We start from the raw sequence: 20,291 nt of genomic DNA, 5'->3' as shown, positions 1-20,291 counted from the left end.
GCTCTTTTATTTTTCTATAATAATGCTAAATATTTTAATTATTCAATGATCATTTTGCATCAATATCATGGTATAACATAATATAGTACTATATTTGGAATTTAGTATAACACTAGCTAAAGATAATTGATATGTTTTTTGAGTATATTTTATATTGATATTTATATTAACCATTTTTATCGTGATATTTGGGATACATATTTTTGCTATATTTTTATTATGAAAATTTTAGGAATGTATTTTGATTATAACTGTTAATTATCTACTTGTCCTTCTAGAATAGGAATAATTTCGTTTTTTCTCTGAACTAAAAAGTATAAAATAGATATAGTATTTGTGGATTATTTGCATTGTTGAAATCTGGAATGAGTGCACGATTAGTTGCTGCTAATTTGTTGTCTTGTGTGATTATGAAAAAAATTTCTTTAGATTGTTTATTTGATCTAGAACATGGAGATAGTTCATTTTGTCGTCTTTCGCATAGAGATCAGATATTAGTTCGTGCTATCGTTATTGCAACACTGCGTTTTTTACCTCGTATTGATGCTATTCTTGATTTTGTACTTTTATCTTCTTTGTCTAAAAAAAAAAAATATTTACGACAATTATTGCGTATTTCTATTGCGCAAATTCTTTATTTGGATGTTGCAGATTATGCTGTTGTAGATCTAGCAGTAGAGCAAACTAAACTTGATAAAAAAAACCAATACTTTTCAAAGCTTGTCAATTCAATATTGCGTAGAGTATCTAGAGAAAAAGTATATTTACTACAATATGTTGAGAATATATCTTGTATTCCTCAATGGTTTAAGGAGCGTTTGGAAAATTTCTATGGAAAAGAGAAAACTTTTGCCATAGCCAAATCTTATATTTCTCCTATTTACATTGACTTAAGAGTAAAATCTGATATTGAAACATGGGCGCATAAGCTAAACGCTGTTATTTTGCCTACTGGAGGAATACGTCTAAGAGAATTAAAAGGATCGGTTTCTTCTCTTCCTGGATTCTCAGAAGGTATTTGGTGGGTACAAGATGCTTCATCTTCAATTCCTGTTCAATTATTTGGTGAGCTAAAAGGTTTATCTGTTCTGGATTTATGTGCTGCTCCTGGAGGAAAAACAGCACAACTTATTGTTTCTGGAGCAAGAGTAACCGCTCTTGATATTTCAAAAAGACGTTTAGAAAAATTAAGATATAATCTTGATAGATTGCGTTTGTATGCGGATGATCTCATTGAGATTGATGCTTTTGATTATTGTCCTGAAAAATTATTTGATGCTGTTCTTGTAGATGCTCCTTGTTCTTCTACAGGGACAATAAAACGTCATCCAGATGTATTATGGACTAGGGATACAAGCGATATATTAAATTCGGCAAATTTGCAGGAAAGATTGCTTTTGTGTGGAATAAGTTTTGTTAAACCTGGTGGAATAGTTGTTTTTTCTAATTGTTCATTGGATAAACAAGATAGTGAAGAAGTTGTTAAAAAGGTTCTTCAATCTTCTCCGATCCCTATTGAAATTATGTCCTTAAATAATGCTTTCTTGACAAGTACAAATTTAGCTATGGCTATTGCTCCTGAGAAGTGGATTAGAATTACTCCAGACATGTTAGAGTCAATTGATGGTGCATCCTCAGGAATGAATGGTTTCTTTACAGTGGCTCTTAGACGTTTGATGTAACTATAAAAAGAATTATATTGGATGAAGTTATGAGAGATTATTTTAAATGTATAATAAAAATAAAATTATCTAAAATACTTATGTTGTGTTTATTGATATACTAAGTAACTGAAACAAATTATCTTTCTATTGTTTCTATCTGATGATTAATTATTGTTTTAATTCCTTTATTAAATAGGAGGATTAGATGAATCGTTCTCGTAAAAAAGATATTTGTCCTGATGAAATTTCGATTAAAACTGCACTAATATCTGTCCACAACAAAACAGGTATTGTTGAATTTGCTAAGAGATTAATTTCATGGAATATTCGAATCATATCAACGGGTGGAACTTATCAATTGTTAAAAAAAGAAAACATTCCTGTTGTTAATATTTCTGATGTTACGAATTTTCCTGAAATAATGGACGGTCGGGTCAAAACTCTTCATCCTAGGATATATGGAGGTATTTTAGGAGTCCGTGATAATCAAGATCACATTATGGATATGCAAGATCACGGACTAGAACCAATCGATCTTGTAGTAGTCAATTTATATCCATTCGAAGAATATTGTGATAAGGAATATGATTATCATACTATAATCGAAAATATTGATATCGGCGGTCCGTCGATGATTAGAGCCGCTGCTAAGAACCATGACTATGTTACAGTTTTAACGCATCACAATGATTATCAATCTTTACTGACTGAAATGGATTCAAATAACGGTAAGGTACTTAGTACTTTTAGAAAGAAAATGGCTCAACGTGCTTTTTCTAGGACTGCTTATTATGATTCTGTTATTTGTAAGTGGTTTGCTAATTCGGAAGATGAATATTTTCCAGATTATCTCAATATAACTGCTGTTAAAAAACTAGATATGTGTTATGGAGAAAACCCTCATCAAAAAGCTGCTCTCTATTCTACTAATGAGCAAAAATTTGGGATAGCTAATGCGCATTTAGTTCAAGGAAAGCCACTTTCTTACAATAATATTAACGATCTTGATGCTGCATTTGAGCTGATTTCTGAATTCCCTTCTCAAGATTGTGCTACTTGCGTGATTGTCAAGCACACGAATCCATGTGGCGTAGCAACTGCTGATACTCTTGTTGAAGCATATCGTCAAGCATTATCATGTGATCCTATTTCTGCATTCGGTGGAATTATTGCATTTAATCGGGAATTAGATCAAGAAGTAGCACTAGAATTAATAAAAATTTTTACTGAAGCTATTGTCGCTCCATCCTTTTCTAATGAAGCTAGAGCTGTTATTGCTAAAAAACCGAACATTCGCTTTTTAAAGACATCTGGTTTACAAGACCCTTGTAGCATGAATATTGTATTAAAAACAATCTCTGGTGGAGCTATTTTGCAAACACGTGATAATATAATTGGTGATCAAGAATTGGCGGTGGTGACTAAAAGAAGGCCTATAAATCAAGAATTAAGTGATATGAAATTCGCTTTTAAAGTAGTAAAGCACGTCAAATCAAATGCTGTTGTTTATGCTAAAAACGGTTGTACTGTTGCAATCGGTTCTGGTCAAACAAGTAGGATTGATGCTACTCGTTTTGCAGCTATAAAAGCTAATAATATTTCTATTCAACGTGGAGTGAAATCTGCTACAATAGGTTCAGTTATTGCTTCTGAGGCATTTTATCCTTTTCCCGATGGTATTATTGAGGCAGTTAAGGCGGGTGTGACTGCCATTATACAGCCTGGAGGATCTATACGAGACTCAGAGGTTATTTCAGTAGCAGATCAACATGGTATATCTATGGTTTTTACAGGGATAAGACACTTCCGTCATTAATTTTTTCAATTAATTATCTTGTATTACATATAAATAAATCATTTTTTTGATCAAGAGTCCACAAATCTCCAGAACCAATGTTAAACCAGGCGCCGTGGATTTTTAATAGATTTTCTTTTTCTAATTTTCTAACAAAAGGGAATTTTCGTATGTTTTTTAATGAATTGCGAATTGATAGCTGTTCAAGAATAATTTGTTTTTCAATAGGATCATTCGCAACTATTCCTTTAACAAGAGGGCGTACTATTTCTATCCATTTGTCGATAAAATTACCAGTAGACAAAGGAGGGTTCATTGGATCTAAAGCAGCTTGTATTCCTCCACAACCTCCATGTCCCATGATTACTATATGTTCTACTTTAAGCCCTTGAACTGCAAACTCAATTGCAGCAGAAGTTGCGTGATGATTTCCATCTGGTTCATATGGTGGGACAATATTTGCAACGTTTCGTACTACGAATAGTTCTCCTGGTCTAGCATTGAATATTGTTTCAGGTGCAACGCGCGAATCACAACAAGAAATAATCATTATTTTAGGACGTTGTTGGTCTGATAGTTTTTGAAATAATTTTTTATCATACTGGCGTTCAATGAATTCACGATGACGATTTAATAGTTTATTTGGAAATCCAGTCACATCCATTATCCTTCTATTTTTATTAAAAAAATCAAATAATATATCTCTTATACGATAAACAAGGTTATTAATTTATAAAATACTATATTTTAAAAAAGAAAATGATTAAAAGTTGATAGTGAGTTAAGTTTTGATAAATATTATTATAGTGATTCGTTCTAATTAAATATACTTGGTATTCTGAATTGAAATTATATATCTTGGAAAAATATTCATAATATTAATTATATAATTGTTTTGTTGATAACATAGAATAGTAGCTTAAAAAGGGTAGAATCAGTGCTTTTTAGAGACTTAAAAAGAAATAAAATCATCGGTGAAGTCAATGCAGAAATAGATGTTTTAAGAGTGCCGTCTTTTAATGCGGTTTGTATGTTTGGGAAAGCTAGTGTTGATGATCTTGAGAAGTATTCACCCAAAATGCTTGCTCTTACCTCAATTGTCTCATATGAAATTTTTTCGGGACTGCACCATTCTGGTACTTACTTTTGTATAGATATAAGGGAAGTAGAAGATATTAATCCTTTAGGAATATCTACCAGTATTATCACGGTGATTGTAGATGATATTCCTTTCTTATACCAATCCATTTTAGGGGAAATAGTTTCGAACCTTCGTAATCTTACTATGGCTATTCATCCGGTTTTTACAAAAGATAAAGATGGTGGTGATTGGCGTTTATATTCTCCTGAGGATTCTTGTATTACGAAACAAAAAATTAGCTTGATACAAATTCATTGTCCTAAAATCACTGAAAAAGAATCAGAATATCTTAAAAAACAACTGATTTTTATTATTGAACAACTCAAGCTAGTTTTCCAAGATTCACAAGAAATGATTGTATCTATTGATAAAATACAAAAATCTTTTTCTAATTTGAAGGATATTAAAAGCCATGCCCAAGAGAACATAGTTGAATCATTGACTTTTATCAATTGGTTAAAAGAAGATAATTTCCAATTTATGGGTATGAGGTATCATCCTCTTCCATCAGGACAAGAAAAATTAAAATTAGATCTTGGTATTGCATCAGGATTAGGGATTTTGAGAGATCATGATATTTCTATTTTGAGTTTTGATAAAAATAATTCGTGTGTATCTCCTAAAACAGATCATTTTTTAGATGATCATGATTTTGTCATTGTTACCAAATCTGATATCATGTCTATTATATATCGTCGTTCATATATGGATTATATAGGGATTAGACATTTTGATGAAAAAGGAAAAATTATTGGTGAATTACACGTTGTTGGATTTTTTACCCATTTAGTGTATTCGCAGAAAGCTTCCAAGATTCCTTTATTGCGCGAAAAAATTATTAAAGTTCAAAATTTGCTTAATTTTCACCCTAATAGTCACTCGAGTCGTATGTTACAAAATACTTTGGAATTTTATCCAAGAGATGAGTTTTTTCAAATTGACCCAACGATTCTAGCTTCTTTTTGTGAACAAATTATTGATATTATGGATAGACCTTGTACACGTGTTCTTCCTCGAATTGATCGTTTAAATAGATTTGTGTCATTGCTTATTTATATACCTCGGGAATATTTTGATACTTTTGTTCGTGAAAGGATCATAAATTATTTATCTGAGGTTTATGCCGGTCGTGTATCATCTTACTATTTTAGTGTCCTTGAAGAAGGATTGGTAAGGATTCATTTTGTAATAGTGTTTTCAGGTGGAAAAATTATTAATCCATCTCAAGAATCTCTTGAAGAAGGAATTCGTTCTATTGTGGCATGTTGGGAAGAAAAATTTTATAAAAAAGCTGGAAATGGAGTTCCGCGTTTTATTTTCCCTCAGACATTTCAAGACGTATTTTCTCCCGAAAAAGCAGTAGAGGATTTATATTACATTAAAAGTTGTGCTGAAGGGAAAGAAAAGCTACGCGTACATTTTTCGAGCAAGAAAGATGGAAATGTGCAGATCAAGATTTTTCACGCGAATGGTCCTTTTTCTTTATCTAAACGTGTTCCATTGCTTGAAAATTTGGGTTTTACCGTCATAAGTGAGGATACGTTTGAAATTAAGATGCTGACAGATGATGAAAAGCATCTTGTCGTCTTATATCATATGGATTTAAAACTACCTGCCACTGTTGTACAGTTTGATATCGAAGATCGTATAGATGCTCTGGTAGAAGCTTTTAAATATATTTTCCAAGATAGAGTAGATAACGATTCTTTTAATCATTTAATTATGTTGACGAATTTACGTGTATATGAAGTAAGTGTTTTACGTTCATATGCTCGATATCTTAGACAGGTATCTGTTACATGGTCACAACAATTGATTGCAGAAATTTTAAGTAAAAATCCTAAAATTAGTGAGTTGCTTTTTAGTCTTTTTTATAATCGTTTTGATCCAGGATTATCCGAGGAAAATAGAGAGGACGCCACTAAGAAAATTTTAGAGGAAATAGATACTGCTTTATTAAAAGTACCTAGTTTAGATGATGATACTGTATTGCGTTTTTATGTTAATTTAATTCTCGGTACCTTGCGTACTAACTATTTTCAAAAACACAAAGGTGACGTTCCACTCGTATTTAAATTTGATTCTCGTAATATCAATAGTATCGGTACAGATGAATTGCATTGTGAGATTTTTGTATATGGTGTTGAAGTTGAAGGTGTTCATTTGAGATTTGGGAAAATATCGCGTGGTGGTTTGCGTTGGTCTGATAGAGCTGCAGATTATAGAACAGAAGTTCTCGGATTGGTAAGAGCACAGAAAGTTAAGAATGCTGTCATTGTTCCTATGGGTGCTAAAGGAGGATTCTATCCTAAGAGATTGCCTTCTGAAGGATCTAGAGATGAAATAATTAAAATAGGTCGTGAAGCATATAAGACTTATGTTCGTGCTTTGCTATCTATAACAGATAATCTTGAAGGACAAGAAGTTATTCATCCATGTAATACTGTTTGCTTAGATGAAAACGATCCTTATTTAGTTGTTGCTGCAGATAAGGGAACAGCAACTTTTTCAGATACGGCAAATAGCTTAGCTCAAGAAGCAAAATTTTGGTTAGATGACGCTTTTGCCTCTGGTGGATCAATGGGATATGATCATAAAAAGATGGGTATTACTGCTCGTGGTGCTTGGGAAGCAGTAAAGAGACATTTTCGTGAAATGGATATTGATATTCAATCTACGCCTTTTACTGTTGCAGGTGTTGGTGATATGTCAGGCGATGTATTTGGAAATGGTATGCTTTTGTCTAAAAAAATCAAGCTTGTAGCTGCCTTTGATCGTAGTGATATATTTATTGATCCAGATCCAGATTTGGAAAGTACTTTTAATGAACGTAAGAGGCTCTTTGATTCTTTATCTTCAAGTTGGCAGGATTTTGATCGTAAGGTATTATCTAAAGGAGGAATGATTATTTCACGGAAAGAAAAATCTGTGAGGTTGAATCCTAAAGCTGCAGCTGTCATAGGAATCTCAAATGAAATAGCTACGCCTTCTGAAATTATTTCGGCAATTTTGATGGCTCCGGTAGATCTTTTATGGTTTGGCGGTATTGGAACTTATATTCGTTCACCTAAAGAAAACAATGAGGATATAGGAGATAAAGCTAATAATCTTGTTCGTGTAACCTCTGATAAAGTAAGAGCAAAAGTTATAGGAGAAGGTGCTAATCTTGGTCTTACTCAGCAATCTAGGATTGTTTATTCTTTAAATGGTGGACATATTAATTCTGATTCTATTGATAATTCAGGTGGAGTGAACTGTTCTGATTTAGAAGTAAATATAAAGATTGCATTAGCTTCAGCAATGCGTGATGGACGTCTTACTTTAGAGAATCGTAATGAACTTTTAAGCTCTATGACTTCTGAAGTAGTTGAGCTTGTTTTGCGGAATAATTATTTACAATCGTTAGCTATTTCTTTGGAATCACGTAAAAGTATGGCAATGATGTGGAATTTTGGACAATTGATGAAGTTTTTAGAGAAAGAAGGAAATCTGCATCGAGAAATTGAACATTTGCCAAGTATTACTGCTTTAGAAGATCGTATTAAAGATGAAATTCCTCTTAGTCGTCCTGAAATAGGTATTTTACTTTCGTATGCTAAGTTGAAATTATCTGAACAATTATTGGAAAGTACTCTAATAGACGATTCATTCTTTTCTAACTTATTATTGAGTTATTTTCCAAATCAATTGAGCAAGCTATATCTTGAAGATATTATGAATCATCAATTGCGTAGAGCGATTATTTCAACAGTTCTAGCTAATGGTATTATCAATAAAGGTGGTTCTTGTTTTGTTGTTAGTTTAGCTAAAGAGACTAGTTCTTCAATTGAAGATGTTGTCCGTTCTGCCGTGATAGCTGATGCTGGATATGAATTGGAATCACTTTGGAAAGAAGTTGATAAATTGGACAACCAGATTAGTGGAAAACTGCAGAATAAGATATATGAAGAGATTAGGTTGACTTTTATTAATATTACTCGTCTTCTCATTAAAAATGGAAAGTTTATTGGAGATATTGATAATGCAGTAAAACGTCTTGTAACATCATTCCGTAAACTAGATAATTTATTACAAGAGAAAATACCATCAGAATGGTTAGAGCGTTTTAATAATCGAGTGATTAAACTGATAAATACTGGTTTCCCATTAGATATTGCGAATAGAATTGTTAGAATGCAATTTTTAATGGTTGTCCCAGATTTAATTGATATATCAGAAACTTGTGATACTAGCCTATTAGTAGTTTTGGATATGTGGTTAGCTATTTCTGAGGGATTAGGAGTTGATAGATTGCTGTCTGTAGCTAATAATGTTGTCGTAGATGATCATTATGAAGATCTTGCTTTGTCAGCTGGTTTGGATTGGATGTATTCTGCAAGACGTGAGATGATTGCAAAGGCTATTACCAACGGTAGTTCGGTTGAAACTATCATGCAAAATGAGAAATGGAAAGAAGTTAAAGATCAGGTTGTTGATATTCTTTCTTCCGAAAAAGAAGTAACTGTAGCTCATATAACGGTAGCAACTCATCTCTTATCAGGTTTTCTATTAAAAATCTAATAAGTATTCTATTAATCATTGGTTATATTGTTTTAAATCATATTTAATAATATTATTATTTTTAGAATATTATCCTAAAAATTGTATTTTTTTTAATAGAGATCTCTTTTGTATTGTTCGAGTCATTTTTTAAAATATGCTGTATGATGATTATATGTTAATGAAAATACATATATGGAGTTATGATTTTGAATTGCAGTTTTGTAATATATGATTATGAAACATTTGGTAAAAATGTTGCATTGGATCGTCCTGCCCAATTTGCTGGTTTGCGCGTTGATCACCAGTTGGAAAATATAGAGAGTAAAGAAGTATTTTTTTGCAAGCTAGCTGATGATTATTTAGTAGATCCAGAAGCTGTATTAATCAATGGTATTACGCCACAAAAAGCCTTGCATAATGGTATTATAGAAGCTGAGTTTGCAAAACGCATTCATCAATTTTTCAGCAAGCCTAATACTTGTATTATTGGTTACAACAATATTAGGTTTGATGATGAATATAGTCGTAATATTTTATATCGTAATTTTTATGATCCATATGGTTGGAGTTGGAAACAAGAAAATTCTAGATGGGATTTATTAGATGTTATGCGTGCTATTCATGATTTTTCTCCTGAGGGTATCAAATGGCCTCGTAGAGATGATGGTATCTATAGTTTTAAGCTTGAGGATTTGGCGATAGCTAACAATATTGAACATATTAATGCACATGATGCAGATTCAGATGTTCATGCTACTCTTGAGTTAATGAAATTAGTTCGTAAACGAAAGCCTGTATTATTCAAGGATTTGTATGATCATCGTCATAAAAATACTCTGAAAAAAATTATTAATTGCGATAAAATGTCTCCCTTAGTACATGTTTCAGGTAAGTTCTCAAATCCTAAGGGGAATACTGCTTTGATTGCTCCTATAGCATATCATCCTAAGTATGATACTCAAATAATTAGCTGTAATTTAAGTGGTAATATGAGTGTATTACAGGATTTGAATAGTACTCAGCTAGAGGAAAGATTATTTACAAAGCATGGTATTTTAGGTAGTTTGTCCCCTGTTCCTCTCAAATTGGTGCATCTTAATAAGTGTCCAGTTCTTTCTTCGATGGATCGTTTTGATGAAAAAGATTTTGAACGTTGGGGCATTGATTATAATCAATGTTTAGATAATTTATCTTTATTACGTAAACAAACTGATCTTCAAGATAAAGTAAAGTCTATATTTAGTAAACCTTTTCCAAAATCTCAAGACGTAGATTCTCAACTTTATGATGGTTTTTTCTCAGATAAAGACCGTGAAATAATGAATCTTATATTAGACGTTAAACCAGAAAAATTATCGAAGTTAGATGTTTCATTTTTTGACCGTCGATTGCCTGAATTATTATTTCGATATAGAGCTCGTAACTTTCCTCATACATTAAATTATAAAGAAAAACAAAAATGGTTGGAGCATAGAAAGAATGTTTTTAATAGTCTTCGTGTTGAGGAGTATCGAAATAAACTATATGAACTTAGTAACATACATAAAGAAGATGCTAAAAAACAAAAATTAATTAGTTCGTTGTTCGAATATCTTAAAAACATTGTTCCTAACTAATAATTTATAAATCCATAGAATGTGTTGATTATGTGATATTTATCTTATAATAGAAATTATAGTTATTAAAATTTAAATCATATAATTGAAATGATAGTTTTCTATCGAGAAAAAATAAAACACTTGATTATTAAGGGAAATACCAACATATTTCATCTAGATGGAGAGGTGGCCGAGTGGTTGAAGGCGCACCCCTGCTAAGGGTGTATACGGAAACGTATCGAGGGTTCGAATCCCTTCCTCTCCTCCATAAAGTAATCAATATGATTTTAAAAAACTATTGGGATTTTTTTTATACCATTATTTATCGTTATAGAGATTATTAGTTGTTGAAGATGACGGATACTCGTAATCATTAGTCTATTGAAGTTTTCGCACAAGATCATGTTTATTATTTGTTAAAAGTGCAAATAATTTTTCCTAATTTCCTAGTTAGCTTTTATAATCCCATATTAAGTTAATATTGTATTATAGCCTCTAACTGTATGATTTAACGTCATTTTATCACCCCCGACCCTTACCTTTTTTATTGGGTTCGGGCTTATTAGATTCTATAGCTTCAGAAATAAGCCTTGAAGTTTTGATTCCTAAACGGATACGATCCGCTCCTTTAGTATAAGTTTCTGCTTGTGCTACTGATTTCCAGCCATAAGTGGCCATCAATTCATGAGTAGTTGCTCCATTTTCCGCTGAAATAGTCGCAGAGAATTTACGAACTCCATGAGCTGATTTATTAATACCTGCTTTTCGTGCTTTTAATCCAAACCAGATGACGAATTGGTGGGCATCCATTATGACAAAAAACGTATCTGTACCCATAGGTATTATCTCCAGTAGTTTCATAAAATATTTAGATAGCTCAATGGTTACAAAAGTTCCGATTTTCTGATTTTTTAAGAAAATATGTTATCCAAAGTCTCTTTCAGAGATATAAGTAACTTCTGGTTTAATAATTTTATTTTCTTTTGGGCAATTTGAAGAATTAAAACAACATACTGCACAAGTTAAAAGGTAAGTAGAAGCGAAAAAGAGCACAGGATAAGAAGAATCACAAAAAACAGAAGGAAAAAATTTTCAAGATAAAGCCAGTGAGCTTAAGTCTTTACTTCTAATAGATTTTACGTCTATCGACAATCAGATAAAAGATATGGGAAGTAAATAACTCCATGTTTCTCCTGATATCATCTACAAAGTCAGATTTCGTACATTGCAGGGGATAATAAATACAACCACCTTTAAGATACGTGAGGAAATATGAACAGTAAAGTGTTTGTTAAAGTTGGAGACCAAATACTAGCTCCTCATTCTTATACTGTTGAAACAAACTGTATTATTGGTTGAGACAAAGTAATTATGTAAAAACTCCCTCCTGAGGGTGCTTGTGACTATTGGAACTCCCTATTTACTGCTGTTATTAATACAGACAGACGATAATAAAACGGTAGGAAATTGCTTCTCTTATAGAAGAATACAGTCAAAAGCTGGAAAATATACAAAAATAATTGCGTTAATTTTCGCATAATCTAGCACCAGCCAATTTCAAGTTTAAAGATTTTGAAAATAAGATCAAAGATCTGCAGAAAAAAATTCATACTTTCGAGGCAAATTCTTCAACTCAGATAAATATTACACCTATAGAAAATAGGATAAAAAGAGGGGATCTAGGCAATAATTATCTAATAGCGATAAAACAAAAAAATATAGAGTGAAGTGTATTACTAATATGAGTATGGAAAATGGCATTGACTACAATAAGTTATTGAATAATAACAAAAAAAAAGATCAACATGTCAAAGGTATATGTTCATTTTTAATATAACTTAGTGTCATAATTTTTATAACAGAATCAAAATCTACTACTCAAGTAGTCATAAATAGCTTCGCCGTCCTCAAGAATCGTTGATTGTTTCGTACGGATAATTTAGCCTCATTCGTCTATTTTTTTGGCTTACTCTCTTTGATGTTTTTATTTTAGAAATGAGTATCTTATTATTATTCAATAACTAGAGCTACTTCTGTGTTAAAAGTAATAAAAACACTGCCTACTATTTTATTGATTCTAACACGATCACGGATGTACCCCATATTGTATTTGTTACAATTTCCTCTTGCAACTCCTTAATAGCACGTACTTCGCCTCCACTAATTTGCCCCACACAAACGTAAGATACAAGTTTAGATCAATATCTTCTACAGTATTAAATAACGTATGTGACATGATGTATTCTCTTTCTTCCTCCTTTACCTAATGCAGCTAAAATATAAATCCATATCTAGCATTTATTTCAAATTTTATACTTAAATATTATACATCAACTACATGTGAGCTAATAGCTATTAACTATTAATGAGCGATTTTAATACTTTCCCCTTTCGCAGATTGTTGGCAACCTTTTGATTCTTCTAAAACAGTGTGATTTCATATCAAAAAGGATATGATTACTATAAAATAATTTATAATCAACGCTGTTTTTGCAGGTATATATCCTATATTTAGGGATATATAAACCATTTATTTTACGGTGTAATAGGGTTAATAAGTCTATATTACGAGAATATAGCTGTTTTTACAATAATCATAGGTAGCATAAAACTATTCAGTCTATCATTTTGACTGTTATATATTTAAGAATCTAAAATTTTAAGATTAGAGTATACACTTTGGACATCATCATCGTCTTCAAGGTTTTCAATCATTTTGATGATAGACTTTACTTTATCTTCATTTGATACTTTTATGAAATTTAATGGCTTCCATATAACTTTGATACTATTTGCCTCACCAATTTTCTCCTCTAATTTGTTAGGAGTTAATCCTATATCATTGAAATCACAGTAAAATATATATTCTTGATCTTCTTGTAATACTTCAGAAGCATTAGCTTCAATAGCTGCTTCCATTGCTACGTTATAATCTCCAATTGCTGATGGGTAAATAATTTCTCCAATTTGTTCAAAGAAAGGAGTTGCAGATCCTGTAGATCCAAGAGAGCCATTTGCTTTGGTGAAAATAGATCTTATGCTAGATGCTGTACGATTTCGATTATCCGTTAAGGCTTCAATAATTATAGCAACGCCTTCAGGTGCATAACCTTCGTATCTTATGTTAATGTAATTTCCTAGATCGTCTGTTCCTGCTTTTTTAATGGCGCGTTCAATGTTTTCTTTGGGCATTGACTGATTCTTAGCATTTTGAATAGCTAATCTTAGTCGTGGATTTTCTAATGGATTTTGTCCGGATATCTTAGCGGATACTGTGATTTCACGAGATAATTTAGAAAACATTTTTGATTTTAGGGAATCTTTGTGCTCTTTGCGATGCATAATATTTTTAAATTGAGAGTGTCCAGCCATCAGCGTGATACCTTTTTGATTCTTTTAGTTGTTAAGTGTGGGAATGAAATGTTGTTCGATTCATTTTTTGCTACATCCAAAAGTTTGGACTTACTTCCTGAAGTCGAGGGCCAATGCGTATAGGTGAAATTTTTTCAGTCAACCCAGTAACATCGGAAATATCTGCACATACTCCACATAAAGTTGCGGATCCATTTGCAACAATGAAACGATTTCTTGGAATTTGTGTAAGAAAACGATTAATAGGTTCTTCTTTATCTAATCCTATAGAAGAATTATAGTCGCCACACATTCCAAGATCGGATATATAACCAGTTCCACCATCAAGAATCTGTGCGTCGGCAGTAGGAATATGTGTATGAGTTCCTACGACAAGGCTAGCGCGACTATCTAAAAAATGTGCAAAGCATTGTTTTTCACTAGTTGTTTCGGCATGAAAGTCAAATACTATAACATCAGCTTGTTCTTTTAGGTGGCATGTTTCTAAAATTATAGCAGCGGTTTTAAATGGGTCACCTAATATAGGATTCATAAAAATTCTCCCCATTATATTGGAAACCAAGATATTTGCACCATTTTTGGCTTGATACAACCCAGATCCATTGCCTGGAGTGTCAAGGGGATAATTTGCTGGACGTAGAAATTGATGGTAACGTTGAGAAAATACAAGTGCTTCTCGTTTATCCCAAACATGGTTCCCTGTAGTTATTACGTCTATTCCAACTTCTATCATTTCACAAAGTATCTTTTCGGTAATACCAAAGCCACCAGCACTGTTTTCTCCATTAGCTATTACGAAATCAAGCTTAAAATCTTTAATTAAGCGTGGTAGAGCCTCGCAAACAATTGATCTACCTGTTTTCCCAACGATGTCACCAAGGAATAGAAGTCTCATGATTTATCCGTATACTCTTTATCAAATTTTTTAAACCTACTTTCTGTTAGGATTGCATGTAGACGAATATCGGTGGATTCCACTTGAATGCATGAGGTTTCCTGAATATCGTATGCAATACCAACAAGATAAGGGTTTTTCCCTTTAAGTCGTTCATTAGCTATAGCACGATCATAATATCCTTTTCCATATCCTATACGATTGCCCTGAGAATCAAATGCAACAAGTGGTACTAGTATAATATCTGGGCTCATTTCACAAGTATAAGATGGTGGTGATAGAATGCTAAATGATGATTTGACAAGTTTTTTAGGATTTTCGTATTTACGAAAAACCATTTTGTTGTCTGTAATTTCTGGAAGGCAGAAGGAGCATTTTTTTATTTTTATTTTTTCGACTAGCATATTTATATTTACCTCTGACTGAATAGGGAAAAAGATTGCAATTTGATTATCTTCTTTAAATTTGATTGCTTTTATCCCTATATTTGCAAGAGCAATGCTTTTTTTATGACGTTCTTCGGGGGAAAGATTGTCTCTTATTTTTTTTTTCTCTTTGCGTATCATATTTTTCTGTTCTTGTAGAGTCATTTAATATCCTTATTTGTAACATATCTTCAAAAAAATATTATACATTATCTCTTTCAATTATTCGTTTTAAGTCATTAATCATCTTTTAATAATTACATTATTTGCTCTGTTCTTATTGAGTAAATTATTTTATTTAGTTAGTATATACCTTTGAAGGAAATTGAAAAAATCAGGTTTAACAAATTATAATATGCAAACAGAGCAGATTATCGCATGATATACTTATTTTAGTCGTTCGTTCTTTGGTATGAGAATTTAGTTAAGTAGTTTCAGAAAACTTAAGGTATTTCATCGGAGATAAGTATGGTGTTGATGAAGTATGATAATGATTATAAAAGAATGGCAAATGCTATTAGATTCTTATCAATAGATGCCATAGAAAATGTGAAGTCTGGACATCCTGGCTTACCTATGGGAATGGCGGATGTTGTTACTGTTCTTTTCACAAAATTTATTGTTTTTGATCCTAGGTACCCTCTGTGGCCAAACAGAGATCGTTTTGTTTTGTCAGCAGGACACGGATCTATATTATATTACTCATTACTCTATCTTCTGGGTTATCAAGATATAACAATTGATGATATAAAAAAATTTAGAACTATTGGTTCTAAGGCAGCTGGTCATCCTGAGTATGGCTTTTTTTCTGGTGTTGAAGCAACGACTGGTCCTTTGGGACAAGGAATTGCTAATGCCGTTGGTATGGCTATTGCAGAGCGTAAATTAGGAGATGAATTCGGCGATTTTTTAATTGACCATTACACGTATGTTTTGGCTGGCGATGGTTGTTTAATGGAAGGAATAAGCCAAGAAGCGATTTCTTTAGCAGGACATCTTAGATTAAGTAAACTAATTTTACTCTGGGATAATAATGGTATTTCTATAGATGGTTCTATTTCTTTGGCAGATTCTACTGATCAACATGCTCGTTTTCGTGCTTCTGGGTGGAACACTCTGTCTGTTAATGGACATGATCATCAAGATATTACATCTGCTATTAAAAAATCTCAGTCATCAGACAAGCCAACGATGATTGATTGTAAAACGATTATTGGTTTTGGATCTCCAAATAAATCTGGTACTAATAAAGTACATGGTTCTGCATTGGGTCAAGAGGAAGTAAAAGCTACTCGTAAGGCGTTGAATTGGGATTTAGATCCTTTTTGCATTCCTGATGATATAATGGAAAAATGGAGATTAGCTGGCTTACGTTCTTCGAAAGCAAGAGAAAATTGGCAAGAACGTTTTTCTTCTGTTGAGAATGGTATCCAGAGAGAGTTTAAACGACGTTTTTCAGATGATCTTCCTGATTCTTTTGATAATTCTATTATAAATTTAAAAGAAAAAATTAAATATTCTAAGCCAGAAGTTGCTACGAGAAAATCTTCTGAGCTTGTTTTGGATGTAGTTAACGATTGTTTGCCAGAACTTATAGGAGGATCAGCAGATCTGACTGGTTCTAACGGTACGAAAACTAGTCAGATGAAGTCTATTTCTATGAGTGATTTTTCAGGGCGTTATTTGCATTATGGTGTCCGTGAACATGCGATGGCTGCAATGATGAATGGGATAGCATTACATAAGGGATTAATACCGTATGCTGGCACTTTTCTAGTATTTTCTGATTATAGCCGTCCTGCCATAAGATTATCATCTTTGATGGGAATAAGGGTAATTCATGTTTTTACACATGATTCGATAGGGGTAGGGGAAGATGGTCCTACACATCAACCTATAGAACATTTGGCAGCATTAAGAGCTATTCCAAATCTTTTAGTATTTAGGCCTGTAGATTCAGTAGAAACGTTAGAATGTTGGCAGGTAGCTCTTAAGGAAAAATATCGTCCATCTGTGATATCTTTGTCTAGACAAAATTTACCTTTTCTTAGAACACAATTTGAAGAAAAGAATTTATGTTCTTTTGGAGCATATAACTATATAAATTCTACTGATGCATTAGTTACAATTTTTGCTTCAGGTTCTGAATTAAAAATTGCTGTAGAGGCGCATAAGGTGTTATCAGCTCGTAATATTTCTACTCGTATAGTATCTGTACCTTGTTTTGAATTGTTTTTTGAGCAATCAGATGAGTATCGTGCACAAGTTATAGGTTCATCTCCAATTAAGATTGCAGTTGAAGCAGGAATACGTCAAGGATGGGATGCTTTTATAGGATCTAATGGGATATTTATTGGTATGCAAGGTTTTGGTAAATCAGGATCTTGCGATCTCCTTTATCAACACTTTGGCATCGACGCTATTACAATTATAGATATAGTCGAGAGAAAACTATCGATTTAATTTTTTTTGTATGTTTTTATTGTGTGAGGAAGTAAATAATGGTTCATAAAATAGCTATAAATGGTTTTGGCCGTATCGGGAGATGTATTCTTCGTTCTGCAGTTGAATCTAGACGAGATGATATTAGAATTGTAGCAATTAATGACCTTAATCCTATAGAGACAATAGCTCATTTGTTGAAGTATGATTCAGTGCATGGAATATTTCCAGGAGAAGTAAAGGTTATAGGTGATACTATAGATGTTGGTTTAGGAGCTATAAAAGTAACCAACATACGTGACCCACAGGATCTCCCATGGAATGATGTAGATGTAGCGATGGAGTGTACTGGTCTTTTTGTAACAAAAGATAAAGCTTCTCTTCATTTATCTAATGGTTCTAGTCGTGTTTTAGTATCTGCTCCATGTAAGGGAGTAGAAAAAACTATCGTTTATGGTGTAAATGATCAATCATTGAATAAAGAAGATATTATTGTTTCAAACGCTTCTTGTACTACTAATTGTTTAGTTCCAATAGTCTATGTTCTAGATAAAGTTTTTGGAATTGAAAAAGGTTATATGACGACTGTTCATTCCTATACAGGTGATCAACAGGTTCTAGATGCAGGACATAGTGATCTTTATCGTTCACGATCAGCAGCCATATCAATGATACCTACATCAACTGGCGCAGCTAAAGCTGTAGAATTAGTTTTGCCAAATCTTAAAGGCAAATTAGATGGTTCATCCATTCGAGTGCCGACGCCTAATGTATCAATGGTTGATTTAAAATGTGTAACAAGTCGTAACGTGAATATTGCTGAAATAAATGAAGCTATGAAATCTTTTTCTGAAGGAGATTTTAAAAATATTTTGGGCTATGTTTCTCTTCCATTGGTATCTGTAGATTTTAATCATACTACTTATTCATCTATATTTGCTGCTGATCAGACTAAGGTTGTGTCTAATAATCTTATTCGTGTTTTGGCTTGGTATGATAATGAATGGGGTTTTTCCAATAGGATGTTGGATACGTCATCAGCAATGGCTAATCTTTCATAGAATATTTTCTTGTGTTAGGTTGTTTTTTTTACCTAATTTTAAAAAAAAATATATGATGAACTTTTTTGAATTATTATTTAACCAGATTTTAAGTTGAAGGGAAGAGTATGAGCCTCCTTAAAACTATCGATGATCTTCATGATGTAAGGGGGCTTCGTTGTTTGTTGCGTGTTGATTGGAATGTTCCGTTTGCGGATGGGAAAATTTCTGATACTACGCGTATTGAACGTGTGGTTCCTACAATTCTTGAGCTTGTAGAAAAGAAAGCAAAGATTGTTATTCTTTCTCATTTAGGACGTCCGCACAATAAATCAGATAAAAAATTTTCTTTGGTCCAACTTATGCCTGTTGCAGAATCGATCTTAAAAAAAAAAATACTTTTTGTTCATAATTGCATTGGTGAATCATTATCTAAATCGATAGCTTCTTTACAAGAAGGAGGTATTATACTTGCAGAAAATCTTCGTTTTTATCAAGAAGAGGAAAAAAATGATATTGGTTTTGCCAATATGTTGTCAAAAAATGGTGATTTTTATATAAATGACGCTTTTTCTGTTTCACATAGGGCTCATGCTTCTATTGAAGGTATTCCTCGTTTATTGCCTGCTTACATTGGTCGTGCCATGCAAAAAGAACTTAGCATGTTAGAAAATTGTTTTAGCGCACATAATAAGCCTTTGATTGCAATTATTGGGGGTTCTAAAGTTTCAACAAAGATCACTTTGCTCAGCAATCTCGTAAAAAAAGTTAATAAATTGGTGATTGGCGGAGGTATGGCTAATAGTTTTTTACTAGCAGAAGGAATGGGAGTTGGGAAATCTTTATGTCAAAGTGATTTTTCTGAAGATGTTCGTAATATAATGCATGAAGCTAAGATATCTGGGTGTGAAATTATTTTGCCACAAGATGTTGTTGTTGCTAAAGAAATTAAAAAAGGGATTGCTACACAATTAGTTTCTACTGGATATGTGCCGCTAGATTCTATGATATTAGATATTGGTTTTAAGACTGTAGAATATATTAAAGAGGTTATTACACAAGCTAGAACTGTGATATGGAATGGTCCTCTTGGTGTTTTTGAAATAGAACCTTTTGATTTTGCGACGGTTGAAATAGCTCTCCACGTATCTAAACTAACAAAAGACAAAAGAATTGTTTCTATTGCGGGAGGGGGAGATACTATAGCTGCACTTGTTCATGCAGGAGTTACTGATGATTTGACATATGTTTCCACGGCTGGAGGAGCATTTTTTGAATGGTTAGAAGGGAAGGGATTACCTGGGATTACTGTATTTTCTTGTGATAGGGGAAAATTAACGATTAAGTAAGATGATTTTTCTGTATTTAGGTAATACT

At 32.6% G+C, this 20,291-nt stretch carries 12 protein-coding genes and 1 tRNA gene; 8 read left to right on the top strand and 5 right to left on the bottom strand.

Annotated features, from left to right (window positions below):
* Positions 1–353: 353 nt before the first annotated feature.
* Positions 354–1,682, top strand: coding sequence for an RsmB/NOP family class I SAM-dependent RNA methyltransferase (locus tag GY664_RS00640; RefSeq protein ID WP_333947530.1), 1,329 nt, complete (start codon positions 354–356; stop codon positions 1,680–1,682).
* A 187-nt stretch (positions 1,683–1,869) separates the two neighbouring features.
* Entirely contained in the window at positions 1,870–3,480 is a 1,611-nt protein-coding gene (purH, locus tag GY664_RS00635) for a bifunctional phosphoribosylaminoimidazolecarboxamide formyltransferase/IMP cyclohydrolase (protein WP_333947529.1), read from the top strand.
* A 13-nt stretch (positions 3,481–3,493) separates the two neighbouring features.
* Here purH and GY664_RS00630 read toward each other — a convergent pair whose 3' ends face one another.
* Positions 3,494–4,123, bottom strand: coding sequence for a carbonic anhydrase (locus GY664_RS00630; protein WP_333947528.1), 630 nt, complete (start codon positions 4,121–4,123; stop codon positions 3,494–3,496).
* 273 nt (positions 4,124–4,396) lie between these two features.
* Between GY664_RS00630 and GY664_RS00625 the strand changes: the two genes are divergently transcribed.
* The 3 genes from GY664_RS00625 (at position 4,397) to GY664_RS00615 (ending at position 11,008) form a co-directional block, all read left to right on the top strand.
* The gene (locus tag GY664_RS00625; protein WP_333947527.1) at positions 4,397–9,160 is read left to right on the top strand and encodes an NAD-glutamate dehydrogenase; all 4,764 of its coding nucleotides are present in this window, start codon (positions 4,397–4,399) and stop codon (positions 9,158–9,160) included.
* 188 nt (positions 9,161–9,348) lie between these two features.
* Positions 9,349–10,758 (top strand): exodeoxyribonuclease I, encoded by a 1,410-nt coding sequence (sbcB, locus tag GY664_RS00620; RefSeq protein ID WP_333947526.1) that lies wholly within the window; start codon positions 9,349–9,351, stop codon positions 10,756–10,758.
* Between the two features lie 162 nt (positions 10,759–10,920).
* Positions 10,921–11,008: transfer RNA gene (locus GY664_RS00615), tRNA-Ser, on the top strand.
* A 254-nt stretch (positions 11,009–11,262) separates the two neighbouring features.
* On the opposite strand, the gene GY664_RS00610 is transcribed toward GY664_RS00615, so the two are convergent.
* From GY664_RS00610 to GY664_RS00595, 4 genes are all read right to left on the bottom strand, one after another.
* Positions 11,263–11,577, bottom strand: coding sequence for a site-specific integrase (locus GY664_RS00610; RefSeq protein WP_333947525.1), 315 nt, complete (start codon positions 11,575–11,577; stop codon positions 11,263–11,265).
* Positions 11,578–13,383: 1,806 nt separating this feature from the next.
* Positions 13,384–14,112 (bottom strand): YebC/PmpR family DNA-binding transcriptional regulator, encoded by a 729-nt coding sequence (locus GY664_RS00605; protein WP_333947524.1) that lies wholly within the window; start codon positions 14,110–14,112, stop codon positions 13,384–13,386.
* Between the two features lie 70 nt (positions 14,113–14,182).
* On the bottom strand, positions 14,183–15,007 hold the full coding sequence (locus tag GY664_RS00600; protein WP_333947523.1) for a TIGR00282 family metallophosphoesterase: 825 nt from the start codon (positions 15,005–15,007) through the stop codon (positions 14,183–14,185).
* Complete coding sequence (locus GY664_RS00595) at positions 15,004–15,597, bottom strand: 5-formyltetrahydrofolate cyclo-ligase (protein WP_333947522.1); 594 nt, start codon at positions 15,595–15,597, stop codon at positions 15,004–15,006. Before GY664_RS00595 ends, GY664_RS00600 begins: the two co-directional genes overlap by 4 nt.
* A gap of 312 nt (positions 15,598–15,909) precedes the next feature.
* Between GY664_RS00595 and tkt the strand changes: the two genes are divergently transcribed.
* The 3 genes from tkt to GY664_RS00580 all read left to right on the top strand — a co-directional run bounded on the left by tkt (position 15,910) and on the right by GY664_RS00580 (position 20,263).
* Positions 15,910–17,895, top strand: coding sequence for a transketolase (tkt, locus tag GY664_RS00590; protein ID WP_333947581.1), 1,986 nt, complete (start codon positions 15,910–15,912; stop codon positions 17,893–17,895).
* Between the two features lie 38 nt (positions 17,896–17,933).
* Positions 17,934–18,935: a type I glyceraldehyde-3-phosphate dehydrogenase gene (gene gap, locus GY664_RS00585; protein ID WP_333947521.1), complete on the top strand. Its 1,002-nt coding sequence runs from the start codon at positions 17,934–17,936 to the stop codon at positions 18,933–18,935.
* A gap of 107 nt (positions 18,936–19,042) precedes the next feature.
* Positions 19,043–20,263, top strand: a complete 1,221-nt coding sequence (locus GY664_RS00580) for a phosphoglycerate kinase (RefSeq protein WP_333947520.1) — start codon at positions 19,043–19,045, stop codon at positions 20,261–20,263.
* The last annotated feature ends 28 nt before the right edge of the window (positions 20,264–20,291 follow it).

This window comes from Candidatus Liberibacter brunswickensis, from assembly GCF_036858155.1.
Lineage (GTDB): Bacteria > Pseudomonadota > Alphaproteobacteria > Rhizobiales > Rhizobiaceae > Liberibacter > Liberibacter brunswickensis.
The sequence above is the reverse complement of the archived record's forward strand: the minus strand, read 5'-3'. Positions and strand labels throughout refer to the sequence as shown.